18 protein-coding genes are annotated in these 17,300 nt (G+C 31.8%); 5 read left to right on the top strand and 13 right to left on the bottom strand.

Annotated elements, in window-relative coordinates:
* Positions 1-69 precede the first annotated feature (69 nt).
* From M3P09_RS09950 to M3P09_RS09970, 5 genes are all read left to right on the top strand, one after another.
* Positions 70-843: a MotA/TolQ/ExbB proton channel family protein gene (locus M3P09_RS09950; RefSeq protein ID WP_249973028.1), complete on the top strand. Its 774-nt coding sequence runs from the start codon at positions 70-72 to the stop codon at positions 841-843.
* Between the two features lie 21 nt (positions 844-864).
* Positions 865-1,299, top strand: coding sequence for a hypothetical protein (locus M3P09_RS09955; RefSeq protein WP_099563283.1), 435 nt, complete (start codon positions 865-867; stop codon positions 1,297-1,299).
* Between the two features lies 1 nt (position 1,300).
* Positions 1,301-1,912 carry an ExbD/TolR family protein gene (locus M3P09_RS09960; protein WP_099563284.1) on the top strand — a complete coding sequence of 204 codons (612 nt, stop codon included), beginning with the start codon at positions 1,301-1,303 and terminating at the stop codon, positions 1,910-1,912.
* 25 nt (positions 1,913-1,937) lie between these two features.
* On the top strand, positions 1,938-2,417 hold the full coding sequence (locus tag M3P09_RS09965) for an ExbD/TolR family protein (RefSeq protein WP_099563285.1): 480 nt from the start codon (positions 1,938-1,940) through the stop codon (positions 2,415-2,417).
* A 119-nt stretch (positions 2,418-2,536) separates the two neighbouring features.
* Positions 2,537-3,229 carry a porin family protein gene (locus M3P09_RS09970; RefSeq protein WP_249973029.1) on the top strand — a complete coding sequence of 231 codons (693 nt, stop codon included), beginning with the start codon at positions 2,537-2,539 and terminating at the stop codon, positions 3,227-3,229.
* A 33-nt stretch (positions 3,230-3,262) separates the two neighbouring features.
* Here the strand turns inward: M3P09_RS09970 and M3P09_RS09975 are convergent, their stop codons facing one another.
* The 13 genes from M3P09_RS09975 to M3P09_RS10035 form a co-directional block, all read right to left on the bottom strand.
* Entirely contained in the window at positions 3,263-3,871 is a 609-nt protein-coding gene (locus tag M3P09_RS09975) for a hypothetical protein (RefSeq protein ID WP_249973030.1), read from the bottom strand.
* Positions 3,868-5,328, bottom strand: coding sequence for an RNA polymerase factor sigma-54 (gene rpoN / locus M3P09_RS09980; protein ID WP_249973031.1), 1,461 nt, complete (start codon positions 5,326-5,328; stop codon positions 3,868-3,870). Before rpoN ends, M3P09_RS09975 begins: the two co-directional genes overlap by 4 nt.
* Positions 5,329-5,409: 81 nt before the next feature.
* Complete coding sequence (gene asnS / locus M3P09_RS09985) at positions 5,410-6,843, bottom strand: asparagine--tRNA ligase (protein ID WP_099563287.1); 1,434 nt, start codon at positions 6,841-6,843, stop codon at positions 5,410-5,412.
* 40 nt (positions 6,844-6,883) lie between these two features.
* Positions 6,884-9,283 carry an efflux RND transporter permease subunit gene (locus M3P09_RS09990; protein ID WP_249973032.1) on the bottom strand — a complete coding sequence of 800 codons (2,400 nt, stop codon included), beginning with the start codon at positions 9,281-9,283 and terminating at the stop codon, positions 6,884-6,886.
* 60 nt (positions 9,284-9,343) lie between these two features.
* Positions 9,344-10,573, bottom strand: coding sequence for a hypothetical protein (locus M3P09_RS09995; protein ID WP_249973033.1), 1,230 nt, complete (start codon positions 10,571-10,573; stop codon positions 9,344-9,346).
* Positions 10,574-10,674: 101 nt separating this feature from the next.
* A complete protein-coding gene (frr, locus tag M3P09_RS10000) occupies positions 10,675-11,232 on the bottom strand; it encodes a ribosome recycling factor (protein WP_249973034.1) in 558 nt (185 codons plus the stop codon).
* 48 nt (positions 11,233-11,280) lie between these two features.
* Positions 11,281-11,988, bottom strand: a complete 708-nt coding sequence (gene pyrH, locus M3P09_RS10005) for a UMP kinase (protein ID WP_099563291.1) — start codon at positions 11,986-11,988, stop codon at positions 11,281-11,283.
* A 174-nt stretch (positions 11,989-12,162) separates the two neighbouring features.
* Positions 12,163-13,137 carry a translation elongation factor Ts gene (gene tsf, locus M3P09_RS10010; RefSeq protein ID WP_099563292.1) on the bottom strand — a complete coding sequence of 325 codons (975 nt, stop codon included), beginning with the start codon at positions 13,135-13,137 and terminating at the stop codon, positions 12,163-12,165.
* Between the two features lie 85 nt (positions 13,138-13,222).
* Positions 13,223-14,005, bottom strand: coding sequence for a 30S ribosomal protein S2 (gene rpsB, locus M3P09_RS10015; protein WP_249973035.1), 783 nt, complete (start codon positions 14,003-14,005; stop codon positions 13,223-13,225).
* Between the two features lie 189 nt (positions 14,006-14,194).
* On the bottom strand, positions 14,195-14,581 hold the full coding sequence (rpsI, locus tag M3P09_RS10020; RefSeq protein ID WP_099563294.1) for a 30S ribosomal protein S9: 387 nt from the start codon (positions 14,579-14,581) through the stop codon (positions 14,195-14,197).
* Positions 14,581-15,036, bottom strand: coding sequence for a 50S ribosomal protein L13 (gene rplM, locus M3P09_RS10025; protein WP_099563295.1), 456 nt, complete (start codon positions 15,034-15,036; stop codon positions 14,581-14,583). Before rplM ends, rpsI begins: the two co-directional genes overlap by 1 nt.
* A 156-nt stretch (positions 15,037-15,192) precedes the next feature.
* Complete coding sequence (locus tag M3P09_RS10030) at positions 15,193-16,254, bottom strand: DUF3179 domain-containing protein (protein ID WP_249973036.1); 1,062 nt, start codon at positions 16,252-16,254, stop codon at positions 15,193-15,195.
* A 5-nt stretch (positions 16,255-16,259) separates the two neighbouring features.
* The gene (locus tag M3P09_RS10035; protein ID WP_249973037.1) at positions 16,260-17,231 is read right to left on the bottom strand and encodes a transporter family protein; all 972 of its coding nucleotides are present in this window, start codon (positions 17,229-17,231) and stop codon (positions 16,260-16,262) included.
* Between the last annotated feature and the right edge of the window lie 69 nt (positions 17,232-17,300).

A 17,300-nucleotide genomic window follows, 5' to 3' on the forward strand; every position in this document is an offset into this window, starting at 1 on the left:
ATTTTTATTTTTTAATTGCTTTTTTTTTATATCTTTAACACTTTAACTAATAAAATTAAGATCGAGAACATGAAAAGATTATTTTCTATCCTAGCCATTACAGGAATAATGGCGTTCGGAACTGTTAATGCAACAACAAATGCAAACGCGACTACAGCAACGACTACTGTAGCAACTATTACTCAAGAAACCAATGAAGCTCCTGCTGAAGAAGCGAGTTTTCATCAAGATTTGAAAAAGAGATTCGTTGAAGGAGGTCCTGGATTTATGGGGATTGTATTATTATGTTTAATATTAGGATTAGCAATAGCTATCGAGAGAATTATCTTTTTAAACCTTTCTACAACTAATACTAAAAAATTAACTCAAAATGTAGAAGACGCATTATCATCTGGTGGTGTTGAAGCTGCAAAAGAAGTTTGTAGAAATACAAAAGGACCTATTGCGTCTATATTCTACCAAGGATTAGATAGAACAGACGAAGGTATTGAAGCTGCTGAAAAAGCTGTTGTAGCTTATGGTGGTGTACAAATGGGTCAATTAGAGAAAAATGTATCTTGGATATCTTTATTTATTGCCTTAGCACCAATGTTAGGTTTCATGGGAACTGTAATAGGGATGATTCAAGCTTTTGATAAAATTGAAGCTGCTGGAGATATGAACCCGTCATTAGTTGCCGGTGGTATTAAAGTAGCACTTTTAACAACTGTATTTGGTTTAGTTGTGGCAATTATACTTCAAATTTTTTACAATTATATTATTGCGAAAATTGATAGCATTGTTAACGATATGGAAGACGCTTCTATTACGTTAATGGATTTGCTAATTAGACAAAAGAAGTAATAATTTAAAATTGTAAGTATTATGAAAAAAATATTAACCATATTGTTAGCAATAGTAGGAGTTCTTTCTATTATATTTCTAGCAATGATAATATCAACTGGCGATGATGCTATCAAAGCAGGAGAGTCTAGTGGTACAGTAAACACGTTTATGTACATTGGATACTTAGTTTTGATTTTAACTTTAGCCTTTGTTGTTATCTTTAGTTTAAAAAATATCTTTAGTAATTCTGAAACACTTAAGAGTACGCTTAAAGGCGTTGGGGTATTCGCCTTATTAGCTCTTATTAGCTATTTTGGATTTGCTAATGGCGTGGAAACAGAATTAAAAGATGGAGACATGTTGTCTGCAGGAGGTTCGCAATTATTAGGAGCAGGATTATATTTATTTTATTTCCTACTTGCTATTGCTGGAGGCTCAATGCTGTTTTTCGGAATAAAAAAAATGATAAGGTAATATGGCAAAACGAGCAGCACCAGAAGTTAATGCAGGCTCAATGGCCGACATTGCCTTCTTACTATTAATTTTTTTCTTAGTTACAACAACTATTGAGAAAGATTCTGGTATTAACCGTAAGCTACCTCCTATTGATGATAGTGAAGTAGAACCACCAATTATAAAACAGAAAAATATTTTTACTGTTTCATTGAACAAAAACAATGATTTATTGGTTGAAGACGAAAGAATGAATATTAAAGATTTGCGCAAAGCCGCTGTTGAATTTTTAGACAATGGAGGTGATGGTACTTGTGATTATTGTGATGGCAAGAAAGACCCAGCATCATCAGATAACCCAGACAAGGCTATTATATCTTTAAAGAACGACCGTGAAACATCTTACGCAGCTTATATTTCTGTTCAAAACGAATTGGTTGCAGCTTATAATGAATTAAGAAACAGAAGAGCACTTCAGGTAGGTCCTCAAAAAGGGTTTAGTGATATGGACTTCATTAAGATGCAAAACAATTATAAGGACGTTAGGTGGAATGGTAATAAAGAAAAGTTAAAAGAGGTTATTGATCAAATAAAACTTGAAATACCTCAAAAGCTTTCAGAAGTTGTAGAATAATTTAGAATTAAATAAATTAAAGATTATGTCTAAATTTAAAAAGAAAAAAGATGGAGGGTTGCCTCCTGTTAATACAGCATCATTACCAGATATTGTATTCATGTTATTATTCTTTTTTATGGTTGCTACCGTAATGAGAGAAGATACACTTAAAATACAAAATCAATTACCGCTTGCAGATCAAGTTGAAAAACTGGATAAAAAATACCCAATTAGCTATATATATATGGGTAAACCAAGTGCTAATTATAAAAAGTTCGGTAATGTTGCAAGAATTCAGCTTAATGATAAATTTGCTGATGTTTCTGAGGTTGGACGATTCATCGATGCTGAAAGACTAGCCATAAGAGAAGAATTAATTCCTTACTTAACAGTATCTTTAAAAGTAGATAAAGATGCTAATATGGGGATTGTTGGAGATGTTAAACAAGAGCTGAGAAAGGTAAATGCATTAAAAATTAATTATACCACCGGCGCTGGAGATGCATTGAGCAACATGGAATAAGAAATCTTAATTTTATATTATAAAAAGCGTTTTGATGATTCAAAACGCTTTTTATTTTTTAATTGCAATGCAATTTTAATTATACTTGTATGTTACTATAATAAATGGATATAAATAAAATGAAGAACCTCTTTTTTATTGTGCTTTTTATACTGGGTTTTCAATGCGTTTTTTCTCAAGAAGTCCAAAATAAAGCTGTTGACTCGCTTTACAAGGAAGATCATTTTTATATTGGAATAACTTATAATTTATTAGGAAGCATTCCAAACGATTTAAAACAAAGTGGGTTTTCATCTGGGTTTCATTTAGGATATATTAAGGATATGCCAATTAATCAGAACAGGAATGTGTCTATAGGAATAGGTATTGGGTATTCAGCAAATTCATTTAATCAAAACTTACTTGTTAATAAAGATAATTCTAGAAACTTCGAGTATAGTATTTTAACAGATAGTGATACATATTCTAAAAATAAATTCTCAATGCATTTGGTTGAATTGCCAATTGAATTTAGATGGCGTACATCTACGGTAGCTAATTACGATTTTTGGCGTATTTATACAGGTTTTAAGCTAGGATATGTACTTGCGAGCACAACCAAGCATGTTGGAGACTTAGGAGCTTTTAAATACAATAATGTTAGTGGTTTTAATGACTTTCAATACGGATTAACATTAAGTGTAGGTTATGGCACATGGAATCTACATTTATATTATGCTTTGAATCCTATATTTTCTAGTGATACCAAAATAAATGGGAATAAAATAGATATAAACGCTATTAAGGTTGGGTTGATGTTTTATATTCTATAAATACTTTTTTCAACCTTACGATATGGGATTCTCCTATAACCAGTAATTTACTAAAATTAGCTGCGGAAACATACCAATAATAAAGCCAATAATTAATTCTTTATAAGTATGTGCATTAAGGTGTAATCTTGAAGTCGCTACAGCTCCAGTAATTATAGACATTAACGCTAATTCATCATTGATGTTAATGTTAAAATGAATGCTCAAAGCTATAAAGAACATAAATAAGCCGGATACTGCAATCATATGAATACTAGCTTTAAATTTAAAAATGGCCAAAATTAAACAAGCTAATGTTGAAATTAATATGCCAACGAAAAAGAAATAGAGCTCAATAATTTGATTTGGAGTAATAATGCGCTGAAGCACCAAAAGGATAACTATACAGTTGAGTATTAAAGGGAAAACTCGCTCCTTAGTGCTTTCTAAATGAATCGACTTAACCTTGCCTAAAGTTTTTAATAAAAAGTATAGTAATATTGGCAAAACAATGGTTAAAATAAAAAGTGAAATTAATTTTGCCTGAATAATTTCATTAGGAATAAATCGTGGTGTTTTTATGAAGTAAAAAGCAACACCTAATAATGGCATTAATAAAGGGTGAAAAATATACGAGATGCTTTTTAAAATACGATCTATCATATTTTTTTGCGTAAACGTGCTACTGGAATGTCCAATTGCTCTCTGTATTTAGCAACGGTACGCCTTGCAATTGGGTAACCTTTTTCTTTTAAAATACCTGCTAAAGTTTCATCAGTTAATGGTTTGCGTTTATCCTCTTCATCAATAACAGTCTCTAAAATTTTCTTTATTTCTCTTGTTGATACGTCTTCACCTTGATCGTTTTTCATCGATTCAGAAAAGAATTCTTTAATCAATTTTGTTCCGTAAGGCGTATCAACATATTTACTATTTGCTACCCTGGATACTGTTGAAACATCCATAGAAATTTCATCTGCAATATCTTTAAGGATCATTGGCTTTAAAGTGCGTTCGTCGCCTGTTAAAAAATATTCACTTTGATAATGCATAATAGCGCTCATGGTTACAAATAATGTTTGTTGGCGCTGTTTTATAGCTTCAATAAACCATTTTGCTGCATCTAATTTTTGCTTAATAAAAATAACCGCATCTTTTTGAGAGCTCGATTTTTCTTTGCTGTCTTTGTAGCCCTTAAGCATATTATTATACTCTCTGGAGACATGAAGTTCTGGAGCATTTCTACCATTAAGTGTAAGTTCTAATTCTCCATCAACAATTTTAATGGCAAAATCTGGTACAACATGTTCAACAATTCTATTGTTTCCAGCATAAGAACCACCAGGTTTCGGGTTTAAATGCTCTATTTCTGAAATAGCATCTTTCAGCTGTTCTTCAGTTATGTCAAACTTTAGAAGCAATTTTTTGTAATGTTTTTTTGTAAATTGATCAAAAGCATTATCAATAATACTTATTGCTAATTCACAATCTGCTGTTTTTTCTTTTCTATGCAGTTGAATACTTAAACATTCTTGTAAACTTCGTGCTCCAACACCCGCTGGATCTAATTGATGTACAATGTTTAAAACAGATTCTACCTTTTCTTCGTCTGTGTAAACATTTTGAGTAAATGCTAAATCATCTGTAATATCAGATAACGAACGGCGTATATATCCACTTTCATCTACGCTTCCTACTAAAAATTCAGCGATATCACGTTCTTCATCGGATAAGCGATACGTATTTAATTGATTGATTAAATGCTGTGTAAACGATGTTCCTGCAGCATAAGGAATTGTTTTTTCATCATCATCGCTACTATAATTATTTACTTGTGTACGATAATCAGGAATTTCATCATCACTTAAATACTCATCAACATTAATGTCTTCGGTATTTATAGTTTCATTGTCATTAAAATCGTCAGTAGAGTTATCTAAATCAGAATCGTAATCACTATCATGTTCCTCTTTACCTCCTTCAAGTGCAGGGTTCTCCTCAAGCTCTTGTTTTAAACGTTGCTCAAACGCTTGTGTAGGCAGCTGAATCAATTTCATTAATTGAATTTGCTGCGGCGACAGTTTTTGTGATAATTTAAATTGTAAGTGTTGTTTGAGCATATATACGATTTGGTTTAAGATAAAAGTAAAAAAAACTTTTATCTCTTAGTTACCAAGTAACGATTCTTTTTTATAGATATGTTAAAATTCAGCATTTTGAGGTGTTCTTGGAAAAGGAATTACGTCTCTAATGTTACTCATTCCTGTTGCAAACATAACCAATCGTTCAAAACCTAAACCAAAACCAGAATGTACTGCAGTACCATATTTACGTAAATCTAAATACCACCATAATTCTTTTTCATCAATATCTAACGCTTTCATTTTTTCTTTTAGCACTTCTAAACGTTCTTCACGCTGTGATCCACCTACCATTTCTCCAATACCAGGGAATAGTATATCCATGGCACGAACCGTTTTTCCATCTTCATTTAAACGCATATAAAAAGCTTTAATATTTGCTGGATAATCAAATAAAATAACAGGACATTTAAAATGTTTTTCAACAAGAAAACGTTCATGCTCGCTTTGTAAATCGGCACCCCATTCGTTTATAATGTATTTAAATTTCTTTTTCTTATTTGGCTTACAATTACGTAAAATGTCTATGGCTTCAGTGTAACTAACACGTTTAAAATTGTTTTCGGTAACAAATTTTAACTTTTCTATTAAACTCATATCGCTACGTTCAGCCTGCGGTTTTGTTTTGTCTTCGTCTTGTAAACGTTTATCTAAAAATTCTAAATCGTCATGATTATTCTCTAAAACATAGCTAATTACAGATTTCATAAAATCTTCTGCTAAGTCCATGTTACCTGCTAAATCCATAAAAGCAACTTCGGGTTCAATCATCCAGAATTCTGCTAAATGACGTGAAGTATTTGAGTTTTCTGCTCTAAATGTTGGTCCGAAAGTGTAAACTTTACCAAGAGACATGGCATAGGTTTCAGCTTCTAATTGTCCAGAAACAGTTAAGTTGGTTTCTTTTCCAAAGAAATCTTCTTTATAATCAACTTCGCCGTCATCATTTAATGGCGGATTTTTATCATCTAAATTTGTTACTCTAAACATTTCGCCTGCACCTTCAGCATCACTACCTGTTATAATTGGCGCGTGCATGTAGTAAAATCCATTCTCATTAAAGTATTTATGTATAGCAAAAGAAAGTGCAGAACGCAAACGCATCACAGCACTAAAAGTGTTAGTACGTGTTCGCAAATGAGCATTTTCTCTTAAAAATTCAAAGGAGTGTTTTTTTGGTTGAATAGGAAACGTTTCAGGGTCCGAATCGCCTAAAATCTCAATTGAATTTACATTAATTTCAACCTTTTGACCTTTTCCTTGACTCTCTACCAGCTCGCCTTTTATATGCATAGCTGCACCAGTTGTTATGCGTTTTAATATGGCCTCGTCAGTATTTTCAAAATCTACTACACATTGTATATTATTTAAAGTGGAACCATCGTTTAAAGCTATAAAACGATTAGCTCTAAAAGTTCTTACCCATCCTTTAACTTCTACTTCGGGTGTAGCTATCTTTTGCGATAATAATTCTGAAACGGTACTTAATTGCATGTGTATTAAATTTTAAAGTGCAAATATAAATTTTTATCTTTTATTGATTAGTGTTTTCGTCATCATCTCCTTCAGGAATAATATTTATTGAAGGTTCTTTTAAAACTTCTTTATTGGCAATACTGCGCTCTAAAGAGAGTAATAATGACGGGAGTAATAAAAGGTTTGAAAGCATTGCGAAAAGCAAAGTGGCTGAAACCAACGCACCTAAAGCAACAGTGCCACCAAAGCTAGAAATCGTAAAAACAGAGAATCCAAAGAACAAAACGATGGATGTATAAAACATGCTTACACCAGTTTCGCGTAATGCAGCATAAACCGATTTTTTAATTTTCCAGTGGTTTGCCTGTAACTCTTGACGGTATTTTGCTAAAAAATGAATAGTATCGTCTACCGATATACCAAAAGCAATACTAAATACTAATATAGTTGAAGGTTTTATAGGTACACCTAAATACCCCATTAAACCTGCGGTAACTAATAATGGTAATAAATTTGGGATAAGTGATACAATAATCATTCTACCCGATCTAAACATATATGCCATAAATAATGAAATAAGAAAAATGGCTAATGATAATGATATTGCTAAGTTTTTTACTAAATATTTTGTTCCTTTTTGAAACACCAATGCCTTACCTGTCATACTTACATTGTACCTTTCTTTTGGGAAAACTTTGTCTATTTTAGCTTGAAGGTTTTCTTCTATGCGTTCCATTTTATCTGTACCAATATCTTTCATAAAAGTTGTAATACGTGCGTATTGACCAGTACTATCTACAAAGTTTTTAAGCAAATCAACATTCGAAGAGGAGTTTTTTGCGTACGATAAAATAAAACTGTTTTCTTGTGAAGTTGGTAATTGGTAATGCTTAGGATTACCGTTATAATATGCTTGTTTCGAATACTTAACAAGACCAACAACCGAAATGGGTTTTGATAATTCTGGTGTTTCAATAATCAAATCCTCCAATTCATTCATTCGCTTTAGCGTAGCAAGTTTCATAACACCTTTTTTGCGCTTGGTGTCAATCATTATTTCCAAGGGCATAATACCATTAAACTCATTTTCAAAAAAACGAATGTCGTTTACAAACTCTGACTCTTGTGGCATATCTTCAATTAAACTGCCAGAAATTTTAATTTGATAAATACCAATAATACTAGCTATAAGTAAAACCACAGATGTTGCATAAATGGCGATATGTTTTTGTTTTACCATATATTCCATCCAATTGACAAACCCTCCAATCCAGCGTTTGTTTAAGTGCTCTAAATGACGATCCTTGGGGTAGGGTAAAAACGTGTAGATAATAGGTATTATAAGTAAACATAAAATAAAAATAGCAAGAATACTTAGCGATGCTACAATACCAAATTCTTTTAAAAGCTTACTTTCTGTTAAAATAAACGTAGCAAAACCAGAGGCTGTGGTAACATTAGTCATTAATGTAGCATTACCAATTTTTGTAATAACGCGTTGTAGTGATTTTACTTTGTTGCCGTGTAATTTTACTTCGTGTTGATATTTATTAATTAAGAAGATGCAATTAGGAATACCTATAACAATAATTAAAGGCGGAATTAATGCGGTTAATACAGTAATTTCATAATTTAATAAACCAAGAAAGCCAAGTGTCCACATAACACCAACACAAACTACAATAAGTGAAATAAAGGTTGCCCTAAATGATCTAAAAAAGAAAAAGAAGATAAGTGAAGTTACAAGCAATGCCGCTAGAATAAATTTGCCAATCTCGTCAACAATTAGTTGCGCATTAAGTGTTCTAATATATGGCATGCCTGAAACTCTAACATCTATATTATTAGCTTCCTGGAAATCTTCTACAATCGGATTTAAAATATTAACAATAAAGTCTTTTCTTGCTGAAGTGTTAACAATATCTTTTTTTAAATAAATTGCTGTTCTAATTGTTTTACTCTCTTTGTTGAATAAGAAATTGTCATAAAACGGATACTTGTTAAAAAGCTCATCTTGAAGTATTTCTATTTGTTTTATAGAAGAAACGGAATCTTTTATAAAAGGTTCAAGAATAAATTTTTCATTAATGTTATCTTTAACAAGTTTTTGTAAATCTTTAATTGAAACAACAGTTTCTACTTCTTTAAATTGTTTGAAGTTTTCCGAAAGTTTATTCCAAGCATTTAATTTTTCAACTGTGAAGAAAGTAGAGTCTTTAACTCCAAGGATAATTAAATTGCCTTCCTCTCCAAAGGTTTTTAAAAAATCATTATACTTTATATTTACCTCATGGTCGTCCGGCAAAAGATTAGCTTCGGTATAAGTAAATCGCATATTCTCCCACTGAAAGCTAAAAAAAATGGTAGCAACAACTATAGCAATAAGAATAGCAATTTTATTGCGCAAAATTAACCTTGCAGTTATATCCCAAAAATTTGTTGTAAAAAGTTTAAACATGCTATGTTTTAAAGATGCGCAAAGGTAGAAAAAACCTATATATAACTAGCTTTAATTGACTTATAATGTTACGTTAAAAGTGAATTTTAGAGCAACATTATCAGCAATTTCTGGTAAATGATATGCACCATATCTGTAAGTGAAGCTTAAACCAAAGCCAAATAGTAATTTATTAAGCTCGAAACCCGATTCTGTATAGCCTTCTTTTAACGAATTAAAACTTACATTTTGGTGTCTTTCAGGGTTTTTAATATTGCCAATAGCATAACGTGTTATTAATACTAATTGTGGTTGGTAACGCGTAGAAATTTTAAAAGGAGCAACATAATGTTTAAGTTGGAAGGTGGTAAACTTATCCGAAAAGAACTCATTAAAAAACATGGTTTCAAAACTATTTAATCCAGCTACAGAAAAGCGTTGCATAATAGTTTCTTTACTAATATTGTTTGGGTAAGCGTGGTATAAATGTGTTAAAGGGGCGTTTACAGAAGTAATTCCAGATACTAATGTGATTTCTGAAAGGGCTTCGTTTTTATGCTGTATTTTATGAATAGTTCTAAAGTCTAATTTGGAAAAATGAATATTGCTATTAAGTAAACCTTTAAAACTATTTGTATACTGAAGTGTAAATTTTGGATAGCTTTCTTTGGTTTCTACTAATTTGTTTTTTTTATATTCAAAACGACTAAAAGGGCTCCATTGCAATGCTAAGGTTATTGTGCTTAAATGAAACTCGCTTAGCGTATCATTATTAAATACATATTGATAGTTATAAGTTGGGTTTATATTGCTTACAGCAAATTGTGTTTCGGTTAATAGCTTAGGTGCCAACTGATGTTGTAAAGAAATGGATTTGGTTATATGTTTATGAAACAAATCAATATTCAATAAACGGGGCTCAAAAAACTGAAAAAAACGTTTGTCAGTTAAAAACTTCGTACTTCCTGTTTCTTGTAAATCGTTTGTATACGAAGCATTTATCCATGTATTTGTTTTTTCTGCTAATCTAAATCCAGCACCAATGCTGTATTTAAAACGATGATCTTTAAAACCGTAAACGGTATAGCCATTAATTCGAAATTTTTCTGAAAATGCCTCATTAGTTATACCTCCAATACCAGTTCTAATAGCTTCGTATTGATTGTATTTTATTAAATAGCGTAAGTCGAAATTGAAATATTTGGTGGGCAAGAAACCGTTTCCAAGTTGTTTAACAAAAGCGCTTTTTTTTATAGAATCTTGTTTAGGCTCTATATCATTTTCAGAAAAAGATTGAGAGTGTGCTAACATTGTAAAAATGAAAAACAATAAAGCTGTACAATGTTTTAGCATATGGACAATAAAAAAGCTAGGGTTTATAAAAAAAAGCGACGTTTTAGTCGCTTTTTAAATTATACGGTCATAATTTCTTTTTCTTTATTTTCAAAGACATCATCTATTCTCTTAACGTAACTATCTGTCATTTGTTGTATATCTATTTCAGCGTTCTTTTTAAGGTCTTCTGAAACATCTTCATTTTTTTTAACATCGTTCATAGCGTCTTTTCGTGCTGTTCTAATACTTATTTTTGCGTATTCTGCTTCAGATTTCGCTTGTTTTGCTAAATTACGACGACGTTCTTCTGTTAAAGGTGGTACATTTATAATAATAGTTTCGCCATTATTCATAGGGTTAAAACCAAGATTAGCATAAGCTATACCTCGCTCAATTTCTTGTAGCATGCTTTTTTCCCAAGGCTGAACAGTTATGGTTCTACCGTCTGGTGTGTTTACGTTAGCCACTTGGCTTAATGGAGTTTGAGATCCATAATAATCTACCATAACACTACCAAGCATAGATGGACTTGCTTTACCAGCTCTAATGTTTACCAATTGTTTTTCTAAATGCTTTATGGCATTATCCATGGCTTCTTTAGCTGTGTCTAATATAAATTGTATGTCTTCATTCATTGTCTTAAACTTTTATGTCAATAAATATTTCAAAAATTACGCCAAAAATTAAATGTTCACTTCTGTTCCAATTTTTTCTCCCGAAACAACTTTCATTAAATTACCTCTAGTATTCATGTCGAAAACAATTATTGGTAATTCGTTTTCTTGACTTAGAGTAAAAGCGGTGGTATCCATAACCTTTAAGCCTTTTCTTAAAACATCATCAAACGTGATGTGTTCAAACTTTATTGCAGAAGTATCCTTTTCTGGGTCTGTATTATAAATACCATCAACACGTGTTCCTTTTAAAATTACATCAGCTTCAACTTCAATAGCTCTTAAAACAGCTGCCGAATCTGTTGTAAAATAAGGATTTCCAGTGCCTCCACCAAAAATAACAACTCTACCTTTTTTAAGATGACTCATGGCCTTTCTGCGTATAAAAGGTTCAGCAACTTCATTAATTTTTATTGCAGTTTGTAAACGTGTTTTTACACCTGCATCTTCCAAAGCATTTTGTAGTGCTAAGCCATTTATTACGGTAGCTAGCATACCCATATGATCTCCTTGAACTCTATCCATGCCATTCATAGCTCCAGCTACACCTCTAAAAATATTACCGCCACCAATTACTATAGCGACTTCAATACCTTTTTCTGTAACGGCTTTTATGTCTTGAGCATATTCTGCTAAACGTTCAGGATCAATACCGTATTGACGATCGCCCATTAAGGCTTCACCTGATAATTTAAGGAGTATTCTTTTGTATTTCATTAGATGTTTATGAGGTTTCCACAGATGTGAAAATAAAAGTTTAGCAAAGCTACATAAAATTTTTATTTTTTGAATTTATATAAATCAGGATTTTAAGAATAAAAAAACCACTATTCTAATTAGAATAGTGGTTTGATATAATACGGTTTCGCAAGAAAGCGAAAATTTTATATTTTATCCAACAGTAGCACGTTTGAAACCTGAGATTTCAACTTCTCCATAAGAAGAAACATATTGAGCTACATTTTTCTTTTCATCTTTGATGAAATTTTGATCTAACAAGCATTGCTCTTGATCAAGAGTAGTATTATCAGAAATAAAGCGTTCCATTTTACCTGGTAAAATTCTATCCCAGATTTGTTCTGGCTTACCTTCAGCTTTTAGTTCCGCTTTAGCATTTTCTTCAGCTTGAGCTAAAACTTCTGGAGTTAATTGAGCCATAGAAATATACTGAGGTACATTTTTAAGTGTTTTACCCAAACGCCCTAATTCAATATTATCTTTTTCTATAACTGCAATTCTTGCTTCTGTTTCTGATGCTATGAAAGCAGGGTCAAAATCTTTATAAGATAATGTAGTAGCTCCCATAGAAGCGACTTGCATAGCTACGTCTTTAACTAAAACATCAGCATTATCAACTTTACTAGTTAAACCTACTAAGGCAGCAATTTTGTTAATATGAACATAAGAGCCAACAAAAGGGGCTTGTAATTTTTCAAAAGCTGTAACATCTAACTTTTCACCAATTACACCTGTTTGTTCAGTTAATTTTTCTGCAACAGTCATTCCATCAAAATCAGCAGCTAAAAACTCTTCTTTAGTGTTATAGTTTAAAGCAACCTCAGCTAGTTGATTAGCTAATGCTAAAAAGTTTTCGTTTTTACCAACAAAATCAGTTTCACATCCTAATACAATAGCAACGCCTTCAGTTTGGTCTGCATTGATTTTAGAAACAGCAGCACCTTCAGATGAATCTCTGTCTGCTCTTTTTGCGGCAACTTTTTGTCCTTTTTTACGTAAAACTTCGATAGCTTTATCGAAATCTCCTTCAGCTTCAACTAATGCTTTTTTGCAGTCCATCATACCTGCACCAGTAGCTTGTCTTAATTTATTTACTTCAGCGGCTGTAATTTTTACTGTAGTACTCATAGTTATGATAATTTAAAAAAGTCGTTCAATATGTTTTCAATAAAGAAAAGAATCAAACGACTTAAATGTGTTGTATTAATGTTGTTTATTCTTCTTCTTCAGCAGCAACTTCAGCTTTTTTTGCAGGAGCGGCTTTAGCTTTTGGTGTTTCAGCTTTAGGAGCATCTTTTGCTTCTTTTTCAGCTTTACGCTCAGCTAAACCTCCAGCTATTGCAGATGTTACATGAGATAATATTTTATTAATCGATTTAGAAGCGTCATCATTTGCTGGGATTACATAATCAACCTGACGTGGGTCAGAGTTTGTATCTACCATTGCAAAAATTGGAATGTTTAATTTTTGAGCTTCTTTAATCGCGATATGCTCACGTTTAATATCTACAACAAATAAAGCACCTGGTAAACGAGTCATGTCGCTAATTGAACCTAAGTTTTTTTCTAACTTGGCTCTTAAACGATCAACTTGTAAACGCTCTTTTTTAGATAATGTCATGAAAGTACCATCTTTCTTCATTCTATCAATAGAAGCCATTTTCTTAACAGCTTTTCTAATAGTTACAAAGTTAGTTAACATTCCACCTGGCCATCTTTCAGTAATGTAAGGCATGTTAATTTCTCCTGCTTTTTCAGCTACAATATCTTTTGCTTGCTTTTTTGTTGCAACGAATAAAATTTTACGTCCTGAAGCTGCAATTTTTGCTAATGCTGCTCCAGCTTCGTCAATTTTAGCCGCTGTTTTGTAAAGGTTAATAATATGGATACCGTTACGCTCCATATATACGTAAGGTGCCATGTTTGGATCCCACTTACGTGTAAGGTGTCCGAAGTGTACACCTGCTTCAAGTAATTCTTTTACTTCTACTGCCATTTTGTAATAGTTTACGTTCTGTTGAATTAGCAATAATTAAGTGGTCTTGAAATAGGTTCAATCGCCTTAACTATTTAGATGCTAAACTAAATCCTGTCATTTTTGGACTAGGACAACAATAACTGTTTAATTTTTTGTTTAAATTTCAACAAGATTGAGAAATAAATCCCCAACCCAGTTGAGGATAAATTAACGTTTCGAGAATTGGAATTTTTTACGCGCTTTCTTCTGACCGAATTTTTTACGCTCTACCATTCTTGGATCTCTAGTTAATAAACCTTCTGGTTTTAATGTTAATCTGTTCTCTGCATCAACTTCGCACATTGCACGAGAGATTGCTAAACGAACAGCTTCAGCTTGACCTGTAATACCTCCTCCAAATACATTTACTGTAATATCAAAGTTGCTATCATTGTTAGTCATAACTAAAGGTTGCTTTACTTTGTACTGTAATGTTGCAGTTGTAAAGTAAGCAGTTACGTCTTTTTTATTAATCGTGATGTTCCCTTTTCCTGGGGCTACATACACACGAGCAACAGCCGTCTTTCTACGGCCAATTTTGTGAATTACATCCATTATTTGAATTCGTTTAAGTTAATTGTTTTTGGTTTTTGTGCAGCATGTGCATGTTCTGAACCAACAACAACTGTTAGATTACGGAATAATTCTGCACCTAATTTGTTTTTAGGGAGCATTCCTTTTACTGATTTTTCTACTACTCTTGCAGGGTCTTTCCCGTACAATTCAGTAGCAGTTAAACTTCTTTGACCTCCTGGGTATCCAGTGTGACGAATGTACGTTTTGTCGTTCCATTTGTTACCAGATAAAGTGATTTTTTCAGCATTGATAATAATTACATTATCTCCGCAATCAACATGAGGTGTGAAGTTTGGCTTGTGTTTACCTCTTAAAAGTTTTGCAACTTTAGAAGATAAACGACCAAGCGCCTGACCTTCAGCATCAACCAAAACCCACTCTTTATTTACAGTAGCTTTGTTTGCTGAAATCGTTTTGTAGCTTAATGTGTCCACACTTATTATTTTTTCTAATTAAACATTCCTCTCTCAAAAAGAGTTTGCAAATTTACGATTATATATTTGATTACCAAATAGTGAAGTGAGATTATTTTATCATTAAAAATGAATCGTATTTCACATTATAATGAGTAGGTGAAAATAATAATAAAACTATGGGTTATAAATTTCTGGATCTGGATAAAATGTAGCTATAGCAAACCAATAACTTACTACTGATTTTACAGCTGTTAATTTTTCGCCAGTTCGGGGTCCTTCAATAGCTTCACCAAAAACAGACCATTTGTTACCTTCATTATCCTTAAAGAAAGATTCTGAGTCATTAAAGTCATAAGAGAAGGTAAGGTTAGCATATTCTCCACTTAGTTTAAATGCTTTTATAAGATTTTGATTGCCCACAACTAAATGTTCAATACTATTGAATGAATCTTTTATAACATTACCATTTTCAAAACTTGTAAATTGATATATTTTAGATTCATTTTTATCAATAATTGCATATACGCGTTCTTTGTTTGGTAGAGCATCATTAAAAATAGCTGGCTGAAAAATAAAATACGTATTACTGGTTCTATAAGGGCCATATGGGTAGTTATTGTAATTTCTTGAAAAGCCAGTATCTGTACTTAAAACCTCTGAGTTAGGATATAAGGCTTTCCAGGTTTTCCAATTAGTTTCTATAATGTTAACCAGTTCTGGCCTATCTCCAATTAATTGCCCGTTGACACATTCTAATTTCATTTGAGACCAATTGCTACCAGTATTTCTATCATATAAAATTAAATTTGCATTGTATAATAAGCCAGAAACTCCAAATGTTGTTTTTGTGTCGTTTACTTTGCTTTTCCACCCAAAAGCTGTGCCTGTTAATGGACAATAATTTATAGTTACAAACTCTCCGTTTACTTCATCATTTAAAACTTCATGCCAATCTAAAATAGGATGTGGATAAGCTCTAACAACATTGCCGTTTACTATTCCAACAATTAAATCATCGTCACTTAAAAAATCTATTTGGTTAATATTTAAAAATTTAGGATTATCTATTGATGGGATACCATCTTTTCCTGGACCACCATCTTTAACTTCTGCAATTGGGATTGACCAATTACCAGCTTCATTATTTCCGTTTTCAGATAAAGTTGTTCCTTCCTGACTTGTACTACAAGCTATTGTAATTATAATAACTAAAGCGTATATAATATTTTTTTTCATAGCGTTTAATTTAAATTAATAACGTTTTCTTTTTTAGCTAAGGTTATTAAAATACCAGTAGTAATTCTGTAAGTTGGAGTTAATTGAGTGCCATCTACTTTACTGTAAATAGGAAGTTCTGCCTTAGTTGAAAAGACCAAATTTGAAGTTAAATTAATTGAGAAATTTGGAATTATAAAAACCCAATCTCCGCCTGTATTGTTTAAGTTAAAACCACCAATTTTATCTTGTTTTGCATTTCTATATTTAAATGAAATACTGGGATTTGTGAGTGTTTTTAGAAAGACAAATTGGTCTGAAAAATTTATAAAAGCTTGGAATTCGTTACCAAATTTATAAGTGGTATTTTCTAAATAAGAATTATTAGTTCCTGTACTCCGATAAATAATTCTTGATGATAAATTAAATGTTGGTCTAAAGTTAAAGCGTTTTGAAAAGGACGATAAATAAACAATGTCCCAAGCATTGCTTCCAGGTTGTAAATCGGCATTTAAAACTATACCATTTTCATCTTTTTCAGTTGAAGATCCTAAAGGAATTTTTGAACCTAAACCTAAACCCCATTCACTATTTTTACCTAAAACATTTTTAAAGTTATATTTAAAAAGTACAACGGCATCACCAATGCCTGAAGATTGATCTAAATCTACATTGCCAAATTGCGAAATTTTTCTACGTTGATTTACCCAAGAAAATAATCCTTCAACAGAAAAATTATTGGTTACAGCATAACCAATATTTATTAGTGCAGAGTGCGTAATGCGTAATCGGGCATTATCATTAAGTTTTTCTGATTCAAAATTTAAAGTATTTAAATTGTTGTAGTCGTAATTTAAAGCTATTTGAAGTGTGCCTTTTTCGGTAGTTTCTAAACCAATACTATTTGATAATGGAATACCTCCAGAGCAACAAGTTTGCGCATTAGTTAATGAAAATACAGAGCAATATAAAATAATATAAAAGACTCTTAAATTCATAGCACAACTTTTATTAACTCTTAAAGTGTCGTTAACAAAGGGGTGTCCTTACTAATTTTAACAGTATAT

This window comes from Jejuia spongiicola (assembly GCF_023502325.1).
In the GTDB taxonomy this organism is placed as follows: Bacteria; Bacteroidota; Bacteroidia; order Flavobacteriales; family Flavobacteriaceae; genus Wocania_A; species Wocania_A spongiicola.